14 protein-coding genes and 1 tRNA gene are annotated in these 14028 nt (G+C 66.0%); 9 read left to right on the forward strand and 6 right to left on the reverse strand.

Translation table 11 applies throughout. From position 1 onward, the window contains the following. Positions 1-105 precede the first annotated feature (105 nt). The 3 genes from CF68_RS10740 to murI all read left to right on the forward strand — a co-directional run bounded on the left by CF68_RS10740 (position 106) and on the right by murI (position 3280). Positions 106-648 (forward strand): TIGR00645 family protein, encoded by a 543-nt coding sequence (locus CF68_RS10740; RefSeq protein WP_035818320.1) that lies wholly within the window; start codon positions 106-108, stop codon positions 646-648. A 201-nt stretch (positions 649-849) separates the two neighbouring features. Then, the gene (locus CF68_RS10745; protein ID WP_035818322.1) at positions 850-2373 is read left to right on the forward strand and encodes a fumarate hydratase; all 1524 of its coding nucleotides are present in this window, start codon (positions 850-852) and stop codon (positions 2371-2373) included. A 97-nt stretch (positions 2374-2470) separates the two neighbouring features. Next, positions 2471-3280 (forward strand): glutamate racemase, encoded by an 810-nt coding sequence (gene murI / locus CF68_RS10750; protein WP_035818324.1) that lies wholly within the window; start codon positions 2471-2473, stop codon positions 3278-3280. Positions 3281-3304: 24 nt separating this feature from the next. On the opposite strand, the gene CF68_RS10755 is transcribed toward murI, so the two are convergent. Continuing rightward, entirely contained in the window at positions 3305-5605 is a 2301-nt protein-coding gene (locus CF68_RS10755; RefSeq protein ID WP_035818326.1) for an AAA family ATPase, read from the reverse strand. 486 nt (positions 5606-6091) lie between these two features. Here CF68_RS10755 and CF68_RS10760 point away from each other — a divergent pair, with 486 nt between their 5' ends. The 4 genes from CF68_RS10760 to CF68_RS10775 all read left to right on the forward strand — a co-directional run bounded on the left by CF68_RS10760 (position 6092) and on the right by CF68_RS10775 (position 8545). Further along, positions 6092-6751 (forward strand): energy transducer TonB, encoded by a 660-nt coding sequence (locus tag CF68_RS10760; protein WP_035818328.1) that lies wholly within the window; start codon positions 6092-6094, stop codon positions 6749-6751. Between the two features lie 62 nt (positions 6752-6813). Next, a complete protein-coding gene (locus CF68_RS10765; RefSeq protein ID WP_035818331.1) occupies positions 6814-7542 on the forward strand; it encodes a MotA/TolQ/ExbB proton channel family protein in 729 nt (242 codons plus the stop codon). A gap of 21 nt (positions 7543-7563) precedes the next feature. Further along, complete coding sequence (locus CF68_RS10770) at positions 7564-7977, forward strand: biopolymer transporter ExbD (RefSeq protein WP_035818334.1); 414 nt, start codon at positions 7564-7566, stop codon at positions 7975-7977. Positions 7978-8215: 238 nt separating this feature from the next. Then, a complete protein-coding gene (locus tag CF68_RS10775) occupies positions 8216-8545 on the forward strand; it encodes a hemin uptake protein HemP (RefSeq protein ID WP_035818337.1) in 330 nt (109 codons plus the stop codon). 271 nt (positions 8546-8816) lie between these two features. Here CF68_RS10775 and CF68_RS10780 read toward each other — a convergent pair whose 3' ends face one another. The 3 genes from CF68_RS10780 to CF68_RS10790 form a co-directional block, all read right to left on the reverse strand. Further along, a complete protein-coding gene (locus CF68_RS10780) occupies positions 8817-9224 on the reverse strand; it encodes a heme-binding protein (protein ID WP_010814705.1) in 408 nt (135 codons plus the stop codon). 158 nt (positions 9225-9382) lie between these two features. Next, positions 9383-9640: a hypothetical protein gene (locus CF68_RS10785; protein ID WP_010814704.1), complete on the reverse strand. Its 258-nt coding sequence runs from the start codon at positions 9638-9640 to the stop codon at positions 9383-9385. A gap of 269 nt (positions 9641-9909) precedes the next feature. Beyond that, positions 9910-10275, reverse strand: a complete 366-nt coding sequence (locus CF68_RS10790) for a hypothetical protein (RefSeq protein ID WP_035818340.1) — start codon at positions 10273-10275, stop codon at positions 9910-9912. 187 nt (positions 10276-10462) lie between these two features. Between CF68_RS10790 and CF68_RS10795 the strand changes: the two genes are divergently transcribed. Further along, positions 10463-10549 (forward strand) — tRNA-Leu (locus CF68_RS10795). A gap of 89 nt (positions 10550-10638) precedes the next feature. On the opposite strand, the gene CF68_RS10800 is transcribed toward CF68_RS10795, so the two are convergent. Next, entirely contained in the window at positions 10639-11733 is a 1095-nt protein-coding gene (locus CF68_RS10800; RefSeq protein ID WP_035818342.1) for a YeiH family protein, read from the reverse strand. A 98-nt stretch (positions 11734-11831) separates the two neighbouring features. On the opposite strand from CF68_RS10800, the gene CF68_RS10805 reads away from it, so the two are divergent. Next, positions 11832-12761: a LysR family transcriptional regulator gene (locus CF68_RS10805; RefSeq protein WP_035818344.1), complete on the forward strand. Its 930-nt coding sequence runs from the start codon at positions 11832-11834 to the stop codon at positions 12759-12761. 18 nt (positions 12762-12779) lie between these two features. On the opposite strand, the gene CF68_RS10810 is transcribed toward CF68_RS10805, so the two are convergent. Then, positions 12780-14012, reverse strand: a complete 1233-nt coding sequence (locus tag CF68_RS10810; RefSeq protein ID WP_084187182.1) for a cation:proton antiporter — start codon at positions 14010-14012, stop codon at positions 12780-12782. Between the last annotated feature and the right edge of the window lie 16 nt (positions 14013-14028).

Below are 14028 nucleotides of genomic sequence, written 5' to 3' on the forward strand. Positions count from 1 at the left end.
GGCGACGAGCGGTAACCGTCTTTGGTTACGGTCGGTAACACCGCCCGGTCATCAGCGCTTGGTACAATCCACGCCGACTTCCAACTCGCCGACACCGCCCCGCCCATGGCTTCCAATCCAATGACCAGGCCGCAGACCATGCGGCCGATCCCGAGCATCATCTTCGCGTCGCGCTGGCTGCAGTTGCCGCTTTACCTGGGCCTGATCGTGGCCCAGGGCGTCTATGTCTACCATTTCCTGGTCGAAGTCTGGCACCTGCTGGCACACGTGACCGAGTTCGACGAAAACAAGATCATGCTGGTGGTGCTGGGCCTGATCGACGTGGTGATGATCTCCAACCTGCTGATCATGGTGATCGTGGGCGGATATGAGACCTTCGTCTCGCGGCTGGGCATCGACAACCACCCGGACGAGCCGGAATGGCTGGACCACGTCAACGCCGGCGTGCTTAAAGTCAAGCTGTCGATGGCGCTGATCGGGATTTCGTCGATCCACCTGCTCAAGACCTTTATCGATGCCGAGCAAAGGACCACGCACACCATCATGTGGCAGGTGGCCATCCATATTGCCTTCCTGCTGTCGGCGGTCGCCATGGCCTGGGTGGACCGGATGGTGTCGCACCCGGCCGGCGCACATGCCAAGCACTAATCACATTAGTGCGCCATCGGACGCCTAGTCCCAGCCAGACCGCGGCCATGTGCCGCGGTTTTTGCTTTTGGGCCCGCCCCCACGCAGCCAGCGGCGTTTGCCGCACATTACCGGCTGTGGACGGATGTATGCAGCCGGGCAGAGCGCCCCGGCTCAGTGTATGATTTCAGGCTGTGTTTCACCGCTGCCCTCCCCCACAAAATGACTGTCATCAAGCAAGAAGACCTCATCCAGAGCGTCGCCGATTCCCTGCAGTACATCAGCTACTACCACCCGATGGACTACATCACCAGCCTGGGCCGCGCCTATGAGCTGGAGCAGAGCCCGGCGGCCAAGGACGCAATCGCGCAGATCCTGACCAACAGCCGCATGTGCGCCGAGGGCAAGCGCCCGATCTGCCAGGACACCGGCATCGTCACGATCTTCGTCAAGGCGGGGATGGACGTGCGCTGGGACGGCGCCACCATGGGCCTGACCGACATGATCAACGAGGGTGTGCGCCGCGGCTACACGCATCCGGACAACGTGCTGCGCGCCTCGATCGTCAGCCCGCCCGAAGGCGGCCGCAAGAACACCAAGGACAACACCCCGGCCGTGATCCACTACGAAGTGGTGCCGGGCAATACCGTCGACATCCAGGTCGCGGCCAAGGGCGGCGGCTCGGAGAACAAGTCCAAGTTCGTGATGCTGAACCCGTCCGACTCGATCGTCGACTGGGTGCTGAAGACCGTGCCGACCATGGGCGCGGGCTGGTGCCCGCCGGGCATGCTGGGCATCGGCATCGGCGGCACCGCCGAGAAGGCCATGGTGATGGCCAAGGAATCGCTGATGGAGTCCATCGACATCCAGGACATCATCGCCCGCGGCCCCAAGGACTGGGTCGAGGAACTGCGCGTCGAGCTGTACGAGAAGGTCAACGCGCTCGGCATCGGCGCGCAGGGCCTGGGCGGCCTGGCCACCGTGCTGGACGTCAAGATCATGGCCTGCCCGACGCACGCCGCGTCCAAGCCGGTCGCGATGATCCCCAACTGCGCCGCCACCCGCCACGTGCACTTCACGCTGGACGGCAGCGGCCCGGCCAAGCTGGAAGCGCCTGACCTGTCGCAATGGCCGAAGGTCGAGTGGGCACCGAACACCGAGACCTCCAAGCGCGTCGACCTGAACACGCTGACGCCGGAAGAAGTCGCCTCGTGGAAGCCGGGCCAGACCCTGCTGCTCAACGGCAAGATGCTGACCGGCCGCGACGCCGCGCACAAGCGCATTGCCGACATGCTGGCCAAGGGCGAAAAGCTGCCGGTGGACTTCAAGAACCGCGTGATCTACTACGTCGGTCCGGTCGATCCGGTTCGCGACGAGGCCGTCGGCCCGGCCGGCCCCACCACCGCCACGCGCATGGACAAGTTCACCGAGATGATGCTGGCCGAAACCGGCCTGATCTCGATGATCGGCAAGGCCGAGCGCGGCCCGGTGGCGATCGAGGCCATCAAGAAGCACAAGTCGGCCTACCTGATGGCCGTGGGCGGCGCCGCCTACCTGGTGGCCAAGGCGATCAAGGAAGCCAAGGTGGTTGGCTTCGAAGACCTGGGCATGGAAGCGATCTACGAGTTCGACGTCAAGGACATGCCGGTGACAGTCGCCGTGGACAGCGAAGGCACCTCGGTGCACAAGACCGGCCCCGCCGAATGGCAAGCCAAGATCGGCAAGATCCCGGTCGCCGCGCTGTAAGCCTGGCAAGACGGTAGAATCTGCCGTCGCGCTCGATAAAAAGCCGGGTTCCGACCCGGCTTTTTTCTACCTTGTTTCTTGTCGTCCCTGCACCCCAGTGAACCCCGCACCCATCGGCGTCTTCGATTCCGGCCTCGGCGGCCTGTCCGTGCTGCGCGAGATTCGCGCGCTGCTGCCCCATGAATCGCTGCTGTACCTGGCCGATTCAAAATACGCGCCGTACGGCGAGAAGCCCGAGAAGTTTGTCGAAGCGCGCACCCTGCAGGCCTGCGAATGGCTGATCGCCCAGGGCTGCAAGGCGCTGGTGATCGCCTGCAACACGGCCACCGGCCATGCCGTGGAGCTGCTGCGCAAGCAACTGCCGCTTCCGATCATCGGCGTGGAACCGGGCCTGAAGCCGGCCGCCGCGGCCAGCCGCAGCAAGGTGGTGGGCGTGCTGGCGACCGCCAACACGCTCAAGAGCGCCAAGTTCGGGCGGCTGCTGGCGTCGCTGGATGGAGAAAGCCGTTTTATCTGCGAAGCCGGCCTCGGCCTGGTGTCGCTGATCGAGCAAGGCGATGTCGACGGCCCCGCCGTGCGCGAGCGGCTCGATGCCTACCTCACACCCATGCTCGAAGCCGGCGCCGACACACTGGTGCTGGGCTGCACCCACTACCCCTTCCTCTCTGGCACCATCCGCGCGATGGTGGGCGACCAGCTGGCGCTGGTCGACACCGGCAGCGCGATCGCGCGCCAGCTCGCGCGCAAGCTGGCCGAGCACGGCATGGCTGCCGCGCCCGATGCCACGCCGCACGACCGCTTTGCCTCCACCAAGGACGCCGCGCACCTGCGTGCCATGGCAGCCACGCTGCTGCAGGTGCAGGCCGATGCCGAGACAGTGGTGATCGAGCCGGCGCCCGCGCTGTAGCCGACACTGCGGCCGGCGCCTTCCCTACTGCAAAAAGCCCAGTGGCCGGTGCTCCCGCACCTCGGGCTTGATCGCATGCTCCTGGCGCAGCTGCGCCAGGAATTCATCCGGTGTCAGCGCCTCGCCCAGCAGCACGCACTGGCGCTTGACGGTGGCAAAGTCGCCCGGCGTCAGGCAATCCATTGCATCCAGCTCCCGGCGCATGGCGTCGGTCAGGCCGGCGGCGTCGCCGTTAAGCGCCTCGTCGACAAACATCGCCACGCGCTGCGCGGGCTTGAGCGCCAGGAAGCGGATCTTGAACGAGAAGCGGCGCAGCGCGGCCTCGTCGATGCGGTCGAACAGATTGGTGGTGCAGATAAAGATGCCGTTGAAGCGCTCCATACCCTGCAGCATCTCGTTGACCTCGGAGATCTCATAGTTGCGCACCGCCTGCTGGCGGCTCTGCATGAAGCTGTCGGCCTCGTCCAGCAGCAGCACCGCCCCATCCTCTTCGGCACGCGCGAACATCGCGGCGATCTGCTGCTCGGTCTCGCCCACATATTTGCTCATCAGGTCGGAGGCGCGGCGGATCATCAGCGGCAGGTCCAGCTCGGCCGCGATATGCTCGGCCAGCGCGGTCTTGCCGGTGCCGGGCGGGCCGTAGAAGCACAACGTGCCGCGCTGGCGCACGCGCAGCGCGTCGACGATCTTGACCACCTCATAGCGGGTTTCCAGGTGCAGGTTCTCCAGCCGGTAGTGCGTGACCACCGGCCGCGCCTCGGCCTCGGGGCGCAGCCCCATGGCGCGGTCGGCGTGTTCCAGCTGGCGCAGGATCAGCGCCTCGACCGGTTCCTCAACATCGGGGCGCGCCAGCTCGACGAAGCGCGCGGCCGACTGCACCTGTGCCGGCGTCAGCGTCTTGCGCCCGGCCAGCCCGGTGATAAAGGCGTCGCTGACATCCAGCCCGCCCAGGTGCTTGCGGATGATGTTCTCGCGCACCAGCGGCGGCGGGATCTTCAGTTCCAGGTGGAACTGGAAGCGGCGCAGGTAGGCCGGGTCGATCTGCCGGATCGAATTCGAGATCCAGATCACCGGCACCGGGTTCTGCTCGAGCGTCTGGTTGACCCAGGCCTTGCCGTTGACCGAGGCGCGCGTGTCTTCCTGGCCGAACAGGCTCATAAGCTCGCGCGCGCTGCCGGGGAAGACGTCTTCCACCTCATCGAACAGCAGCGCGGTATGGGCACGCCCGCGCAGGAAGGCCTGCGACACCTGCAGCGAGCGGTAGCGGTCCTTGCCCGACAGGCTGTTGCCGTCGCGGTCCAGGCAATCGACTTCATACAGCTCGCACCCCGCCTCGCGCGCCAGCAGCCGCGCAAACTCGGTCTTGCCGGTGCCGGGCGGGCCATAGATCAGCACGTTGACGCCGCTCGCATGCTGGCGCGTGGCATTGCTCAGCAGCGCGCACAGGTAGCGCGCGTCGGTCTCGACATGGGGGTAGTCGGCCGTGGTCAGCGTGGGCGGCGCGGCCGGGCGCGTGAACACCGCCATCATCTCGGCTTCGTTGGCGTAGTTGCCCAGCAGCACGTGCAGCAGCCGGTCTGAGAGCCGCATCAGGTCGCCCAGGTCGGTCACGCTGTTTTCCGGCAGCGGCTGCTCGATCAGGTTCAGCGTCTCCAGCCGCGAGCCCGGCCGCAGCGAGGCGGCCACGTCGGCGGCGCCGGCGCCGGTCAGCCCGGCCAGGATCTGGAACGCTTCCTGGCTGTGCGCCACCTTGCAGTCGACCATCACCGCGCGCAGGTCGCGTTTGTACTTGGCCAGCGCGGCGTACAGCAGCAGCGTGCGCTCGTGGTCGGGCAGGTCCAGCACATGGCTGAGCATGTCGATATTGCGCACCAGCAGCACGCGCTCGCCTTCCAGGCGCTGGGCGATGGCAGCGGCCGAAGCGTCGAACACGGCGAACATGTCCTTGGCGTGGTGCTTGACGTACTCGTCCAGGTAATAGAACAGCGCGCTTTCATCGAAAGCGCTGTTCCACTGGCCGTGGCGGTCCAGGAATTCCTCAGGGGTCAGGCGGGCGGTGCCCTTCCAGGCGGGCATGTCGGCGCAGCGCGCGGCCAGGAAGCGCTGCACGCGCAGCACCACGCCGTACGGCCACACCATCTCCTGCGCGCTGACGGTCAGGACATCGTTGATATTGCTGCGCAGGTTGAAGCGCGGGCCCAGTGCGCAAACCACGCGCAGGGCAAACTGCGCGCACATCCAGTCCAATGCTGAACTGGACGATGTGCCAGGCATGGAGCGCAGAATCGTCGATCGGTCATCTTCAGCAAAACGTGTGAAGTCCATGGACGGGTCCCCGAGCGCGCTGTGCGCGATGGCGGGGCCGCGACCGGGGCACCGCCACGTCTGCAGTTTCTTCCTATGCTAGCGCGCTTTGGTGCCAACCGCGCATGCCTGTGCGCAACGGGCACCGGCGATTGTGGCCTGGGGCACCGAAGCGCAGCAAAGTGCCAGAGCGCGCCAGCGCGCGTGTACCGCTGCATCACCTCCCGAAATGCTGCCTGGACTTGCCGGTATAACGTGCCGCGCCGGAAAATTCCAGTTGCGACGCACAAATCACAACAAATAAGAATCATTATCGTTTATACTAGCCCGCTGACACGCTGCCCCAGAGTGGCGCTCCCACGGCAACCCAGTTGAAGGAGCGTTTATCATGGAATTGCTGCTTAGCCTGCTGGTCGGTTGCGGCATCTCGCTGATCCTGTTTTATCGCAAGTGACGGCGCACAGCGCCGCTGCGGTGCCACCGCTGGCAGACTTTTGTTGTTGACACATGTTCGACCAACGCTTCCTCAAGATTACGCTTGCCGTACTGCTGTTCCACGTCGGCCTGCTCTACCTGATCCAAAGCGGCCTGGGCCGCAAGCTGACCGAGGCGGTGATCTCGCCGGAAATCGTCGCGCGCATCATCCCGCTGGAGCCTCCCAAGCAGGAAGCCCCGCCGGAGCCGCCCAAACCCAAGCCCAAGCAGGAAACCCCGCCTAAGCAGGTGAAGGTGACCACGCCCAAGCCGACCCCGCCGCAGCCCAAGCCAACCCCGCAGCCGGTAGCCAGCCTGCCGCCGACACCGAACGCGCCCGAGGCCCCTCCCGCGCCGCCGGCACCCCCGGCACCGGCCGCTGAGCCCGCCCCGGCGCCGGTATCCGCCGCGCCGCGCGCAGTCGGCATCGGCGAAATCCAGTGCACGGCGCCGCAACCGAAGTATCCTTCCCAGTCACGCCGCATGGGCGAGACCGGCAAGGCCGTGGTGCGCCTGACCACCGACGAAAGCGGCAAGGTCGTGAAGACTTCCGTCGTATCCTCGAGCGGTTCGTCGCGCCTGGACCAGGCCGCGGTAGAGGCCGTGCAGAGCATGCGCTGCAAGCCTTACATGGACAACGGCCGCGCCGTCGCCGTCACGGCGCAGCAGCCAATCGGCTTCGAACTGAACTGACCGCCCCAGATTTCCGATCTCTGATCTGACCTAAACCAAGCGAACTCACCAGGAACCAACACATGCAGGACCTCGGACTCTCCCACCTCTGGACGCAAGGCGACTTCGTCATGCGTGCGACCGCGATCATTCTGCTGATCATGTCGCTCGCCTCATGGATCGTGATCCTTACCAAGGCGTGGGATCTGGTGCGCCTGAAGAAGATGGCGCACGGCGCGGAAAAGCGCTTCTGGCACTCGGACGACTTCGACCACGCGCTCGAAACCCTGGGCGCCGGCGATTCCAACCCGTTCCGCACGCTGGCTATCGCCGGCAAGGAAGCCGCCCAGCACCACCGCGCCAGCCAGCCGCAGCTGCACGACGTGATGGACATCTCTGACTGGCTGACCCGCTCGCTCAAGAGCTCCATCGACGAGTCGGTGGCGCACATGCAGTCGGGCCTGGCAGTGCTGGCTTCGGTGGGCTCGACCGCACCGTTCGTCGGCCTGTTCGGCACCGTGTGGGGCATCTACCACGCGCTGATCGGCATCGGCGCCTCGGGCGTGCCGACCATCGACAAGGTTGCCGGCCCCGTGGGCGAGGCGCTGATCATGACCGCCTTCGGCCTGGCCGTGGCAATTCCCGCCGTGCTGGGCTATAACGCCCTCACCCGCGGCAACAAGTCGGTGATCTCGAAGCTCAACCGCTTTGCCCACGACCTGCACGCCTACTTCGTCACCGGCGCGCGCGTGCGCCCCACTGGCGCCCGCACCGAAGACGGCACCGTGCGCCTGGCCGCGGCACAGCGCTAAACCGCTAGCAAGGAAGTCATCATGGCATTCGGTACTCTCGACGGCGACGACGACGAGGTGATGAGCGAGATCAACATGACGCCGCTGGTCGACGTCATGCTGGTGCTGCTGATCATCTTCATCATCACCATCCCCGTGATCAACCACGCGGTGAAGATCGACCTGCCGCGCGCCACCAACACCCCGAACGACCCGAAGCCGCAGAACATCAACGTCTCGATCGACGCTGCCGGCAAGGTCTTCTGGAACCAGGTGGAAGTGGACCAGGCCACGCTGGAAAGCAATATCGCGCTGGCCGCGCAGCAGCAGCCGCAGCCTGAGCTGCACCTGCGCGCGGACCGCGAGGTGCGCTACGAGCGCGTGGCCGAGGTCATGGCCGCCGCGCAGCACGGCGGCCTGGGCAAGATCGGCTTTATCACCGAACCCAAGCAGTAAGCGGGCGCCGCCAGGCGCTCCAGAACGACAAAGGGCACCTCAGGGTGCCCTTTGTCGTTGATGCCGCCGATTCATGCCGCCAGCCTGCGCTGCGTCGTCGCTGCGCCCTTCACCGGCGCTCATGGTCGTTCCGCGAATCTCGGTCGGATGCTATTGTAATGATAACAATTCTCATTTAATATCATTCCATCGACTGCGCCATGACCGGCGCGCCCTTTTTGCAGAACGGAGCCAGAAGATGAGCACACTTTCCCTGCCGCTGTCGCAACCGCGTGAAGTCACCCGCCGCCGGCTGTCGCTGCGCCGCGTCGAGGTCGCCGCGCAACCGCGCCGCGAGGCCAGCGCGAAGGCGGCACCGTCGACCATCGCATCCGTGAAGTCCGCGGTCGCGGCCCTGCCCGCCCGGCTGGAGGCACTGGTGCGCGACAGCCTGTCGCCGGCGCCTGCCGGCGAGCCGGTGGCCCTGGACGCCATCATGCACGGCGCCAGCACCCTGCCGATCCTGCACAACGGCGATGTCTACACGCTGCGCGTCACGCGCTACGGCAAGCTGATCCTGACGAAATGACGCGGCCCTGCGGCAATACCGCAAGGTTGAAGCCAGAGGGAAGCGATCGAGACCCGCGTTGGGCGCGGGTGCCACGTACGTGACAGTAAAGACTTTTGTGGGGACCACCTCGGAACGAGGTGTTGGGCAGTAGCCAGGTACTGGTGCCGCGGGCGGGATTCAGACCCCACGCCGGGCCGACCGTACCCAGCCATGCCCTCTTTTATGCCGCCCCGCAGGCCATGCCTGCGGGGCATTTTCATGCGCCAGCACAGTGGCCGGCGCAAGGGCTTTACAGGCCCAGCGCAGCGATGCCGGCACGCGCGATCTGCGCGTCTTCGGTCGACTTCACGCCCGACACGCCCACGGCACCGACCACCTGATCGTTGCAGACGATGGGCACGCCGCCCTCCAGCATGCCTTGCAGCACCGGCGCCGTCATGAACGAGTAGCGGCCGTTGTTGATCATGTCTTCGTAGACCTTCGACTCGCGACGGCCCAGCGCCGAGGTACGGGCCTTCTCGCCGGCAATATAGGCCGAGATCGGCGCGGCACCATCCAGGCGCTGCATCGCCAGCAGATGGCCGCCATCGTCCACCACGACGATGGACACGGCCCATTGATGATTCTTCGCCTCGGTTTCCGCAGCGGCCATGATCTTCTTCACGTCGTCTGCCGTCAGAACCGTCTTTTGCTGCATGCCACTCTCCTGATCATTCATTTGGTTGAGGCCGAAGTATAGCGCCGCACCCCCGCCATCGTCATGACAGGCGCCCCATTGCGGTGCGCCGGAGCGCGGGCAAAAACAAAAATGGCCCGCGCTTGGCGGGCCATTCATCATGGACGGACAACAGCGATTCAGGCGCCGTCCGAGTACGGATCAGGCTTGCCCATGCGCGCGCCATCAGTGTATGGATCGGGCTTGCCGAGGCGGGCACCGTCGGTGAACGGATCAACCTTGCCCATCTTGGCACCATCGGTGTACGGGTCCGTCTTGCCGACCCTGGCGCCGTCCAGGTACGGATCGACCTTGCCGACGGCGGCAAATGCGGAGGTGGAAAGCGCGCCCAGCGCGGCCAGCGCTGCGACGGCAGCAACGGCTTGTGTGATCTTCATGGATATTCCCCTTGCTATTGTTAGTCGAGGCACCGTGCAGCACTTTGCGGTGCCGTCATCACGATGTCACAACGATAGTTTAGGGGAAAACCCTTATGACGATAGAGGTGATGCTTTGAGCAGTCTGTTCAAATAATTTGACTACTCTCAGCAAGGGGGCGAATTTCCGGGAACTGGCTTCAGCGCCTCATGTCGCAGTGCGGCAGGAAAAGGAAGGGGCCCCAGAGGGCCCCTTCTCTTTCAAAAAGCTTGCGCAGCTCGAACGACGATCAGTCGTCGCGCCAACGGCCATGGCCATGCCCATGCCGGTGGCCATGGCCGTGCCCACGATGGTATCCCGGCGGGCCATAGTAGCCGCGGTGGCCGCCGTAGTAACGCGGCGGGCCGTAGTAGCCAGGACCGTAATAAACCGGACGCGGGCGTACCACCACCGGGGGCGGGCCATAGTAGACCGGCGCGGGCGCCACCACGACAGGCGGCGGTGCATAGTAAGCCGGGGCTGGCGGATAGTAGGCGGGCGCGCCAACCACTACGCCCGGCACGCCGATTGCCACGCCGACGCTCACATGGGCCATTGCTGCCCCGGAAGCAAGCCCGGCTGCGACACCGAATGCTGCGAGCCACCAACGTTTCATATCCGCCTCTCAATGTGAGATTTCTCTTAATCCGTATTGTAGGGGTTCGGAATTTTCCAGGTGCAACGGCAAGGTCGACATTGTTACCAGCCGTAACAGTGGCGTCACATTTTCGCGCGCCCGGCGCGCGCACCAGCAACGCGCTTGCATCCGGGATGCGGAGCCACCACAATACCGGGCTTGTCGTGCGGCCGTGGAGAAATTGGTAGACTCAGCAGACTTAAAATCTGCCGCCTTTCCAGGCTTACGGGTTCGAGTCCCGTCGGCCGCACCAGGGCGTACAGCCGCCCCCTTCCGCTCCCGCGCCAAAATAAAAGAAGGGGCCATCGGCCCCCTCTTCTGATGCCTTCAGGTCCGCGCGCGTCAGGCCATCGCGTAGCACATCAGCGCGCCCACACCCATCAGGAACACGAACAACACACCGGCCAGCGCCAGCGGCTTGCGTCCGGCGCGCACCAGGTCGCCGATGCGGGTGTGCAGGCCGATCGCCAGCATCGCGCAGGCCAGCAGCCAGTTGTCCAGCGCGATCAGCGGCGCCTTCCAGGCAGTGGGCACGGTGCCGGCCGAGTTGACCGCCATCACCGCGACAAACCCCACCGCGAACCACGGCACCGACTTCAGGATGCCGTGCAGGCGGCTGCCGCCTGCAGTACCTTGCTCCGCTTGTTCGCCGCGCTGCGGCCACAGTGCCATCACCAGCAGCAGCGGACCCAATGCCAGCACGCGCACCATCTTGGCCACCACGGCAGCGTCTGCGGTCGGCTCGCTGATCATCTTGCCCGCGGCGATCACCTGGGCCACCTCGTGCAGCGTCGCGCCGGTAAAGATGCCGAACATGCGCTCACTGACGGCCCAGTGCCAATGGCCGGTCGCCAGTTCGTACAGATAGGGATAGAGCAGCATGCCGACGGTGCCGAACAGCACCACCGTCGCCACCGCCACGGCGGTCTGCTTGTCGTCGGTGCGCACCACCGACGATACGGCGATGGCGGCGGCGGCACCGCAGATGGCGCTGCCGGAGCTGACCAGGATCGCTTCGCGGCGGCTCAGGCCGAAGAACGTCGTACCCACCCAGGTGCCGAACAGCAGCGTGCCCACCAGCATGGTCAGCGGCACCACGATGCCCGGCAGGCCCAGCGCGACGATCGAGGCAAAGGTCAGGCGCAGCCCGTACAGCGCCACGCCCAGCCGCAGCAGGTGGTGGCGTGCGACCTGCATGCCGGGGGCCAGCGGCGCCAGCCAGTGACGCGGCAGCGTGTTGGCTGCGACCATGCCGGCGCACATGGCCAGCGTCAGCGCGCTGAGGCCATAGCGCGCCACGGCCGGATGCTCGGCCAGCGCAATCGCCAGCCAGGCAATGCCGCCCAGCGGGACCAGCGTCAGCAGGCGCTGCGACCACGGCGGCGGCAAGGCCGGTGCGGCGGCCGGGGTGGTGCGGGGGGCGGAGACGGAGGACATGGCAGGCTCGGGTCGTGTTCTTTAGTGACTCAAGCGTACTGGCACCCCTCTAACCCGTAAAACGGGTAATATCGTTATACGTTATTGATTATTTCGATATGGACCACCGCCCCGACCCGCGCCCTGAACACCGCCCCCTGCGCCTGACACTGCGCCAGCTTTCCGTCTTCGTTGCCGTGGCCCAGCATGGCAGCACCATGGCGGCGGCGCAGGCACTTGCGATGTCGCAGTCGGCCGTCAGCGCCTCGCTGGCCGAGCTGGAGCGCGCGCTCGACAGCCCGCTGTTCGACCGCGTGGCCCGCCGGCTCAGCATCAACGAGACCGGGCGCCAGTTTTTCCCGCGCGCGCTGTCGCTGCTGGACCAGGCCCAGGAACTGGAGCGCTTTGCCACCCAGACTGGAGTGCAGCTGCGCATCGCGGCCAGCAATACCATAGGCAGCTACATCCTGCCGCCGCTGCTGGCTGGCTTCCGCCATTCGCGCAGTGGCCCGTGCACGCTGGACCTGCGCATCGGCAATACCCGCGAGGTGCTGCAATCGTTGCTGCAGTTCGACGCCGATATCGGCCTGGTCGAAGGCGCCAGCCATGAGCGCGACCTGCGCAGCGTGCGCTGGTGCGATGACGAGATGGTGGTGGTAGTCGGCCCCTCGCATCCGCTTGCGGCCGTGCCGCATGACCTGGTGGCGCTGCGCGATGCCGAGTGGATCGTGCGCGAGCCCGGCTCGGGCACGCGCGAGGTCATCGAGGAACGGCTGGTGCCGCTGCTGGGCGAGTTGCGCTTCGCGCTGGAACTGGGCAACGCCGAAGCCATCAAGCGCGCCGTGATGAGCGGCTTCGGCGTCAGCTGCCTGTCGCTGCATGTGGTGCGCGATGAACTGGAACGCGGCACGCTGGTGGCGATCCGCGACGGCCTGCCACGCATCGTGCGGCCGCTGCAGCTGGTGGTGCACCAGGACAAGTTCCCGACCCAGGGGCTGCTGGCCTTTACCGAATACCTGCGCACCATGGCGCCGCGGATCGGCGGCTGAGCCGAACCCAGGCTACGGTCATGCCGGCTGCGGATCCGCGCTGCGATTGCGCCGCGCCGTGTACAGGTCGAGCAGGTGGAACAGCACCGGATTGAGCATGATCGACAGCAGCGCCCCGGCCAGGATCAGCGCCTGGCCGCGCTCGGGCAGGATCTTCAGGTAGACGCCGAGGCTGGCGAGAATGAACGAGAACTCGCCGATCTGCGCCAGGCTCACGGCAATAGTCATGCCGGTCTGCCCGGAATGCCCGAAGGCACGCACTATGCCCAGCGCCGCCAGCGACTTGCCCACCACGATGATAAACACCGTCGCCAGCACGCCCCACGGGTCGTTGACCAGCACCATCGGGTCGAACAGCATGCCCACGGATACGAAGAAAAGCACGGCGAAGGCATCGCGCAGCGGCAGCGACTCTTCGGCCGCACGATGGCTGAACTCGGACTCCGCCAGCACCATGCCGGCAAAGAACGCACCCAGCGCGAACGACACGCCAAAGAGCGCATAGGCGCCGTAGGCCACGCCCAGCGCCGTCGCCAGCACACCCAGGCGGAACATCTCGCGGTTGCCGGTCCAGACGATGCGCTCCAGCATCCACGGGATAAAGCGCCGGCCGATCACCAGCATCACCGCGACGAAAGCGGCCACCTTGCCCAGCGTTGCGAAGATCGCGAGCACCACGTCACCGGTGGCCGGCGCGGCCTCGCCCGATGTTTCGCCGGCGCCCGCCAGCAGGCCTGCCATGGCCGGCAGCAGCACCAGGGCCAGCACCATCGCCAGGTCTTCCACGATCAGCCAGCCGACCGCGATGCGGCCCTGCGGCGACTCCACCAGGTCACGCTCCTGCAAGGCCTTTAGCAGCACCACGGTGCTCGCCACCGACAGCGCCAGTCCGTACACCAGCCCCTGCCCCCATGACCAGCCGAAGCCCCAGGCCACCAGCATGCCCATCAGCGTGGCGATGCCGATCTGCACCACCGCCCCCGGAATGGCAATGCGCTTGACCGCCATCAGGTCCTTGATCGAAAAGTGCAGCCCCACCCCGAACATCAGCAGGATCACGCCAAGCTCGGCCAACTCCGGCGCCAGGGCCTGGTCGGCGGTATAGCCGGGCGTGTGCGGACCGACCACGATGCCCGCGCACAGGTAGCCGATCAACGGCGGCAGGCGCAGCCGGCTGGCGATGGCGCCAAGGATAAAGGCCAGGACGATACCGCCGACGATGGTACTGATAAGCGGGGTGGCGTGATGCATGCGCGCGGGATTCCTC

The organism is Cupriavidus sp. SK-4, assembly GCF_000611125.1.
Taxonomy (GTDB): Bacteria; Pseudomonadota; Gammaproteobacteria; order Burkholderiales; family Burkholderiaceae; genus Cupriavidus; species Cupriavidus necator.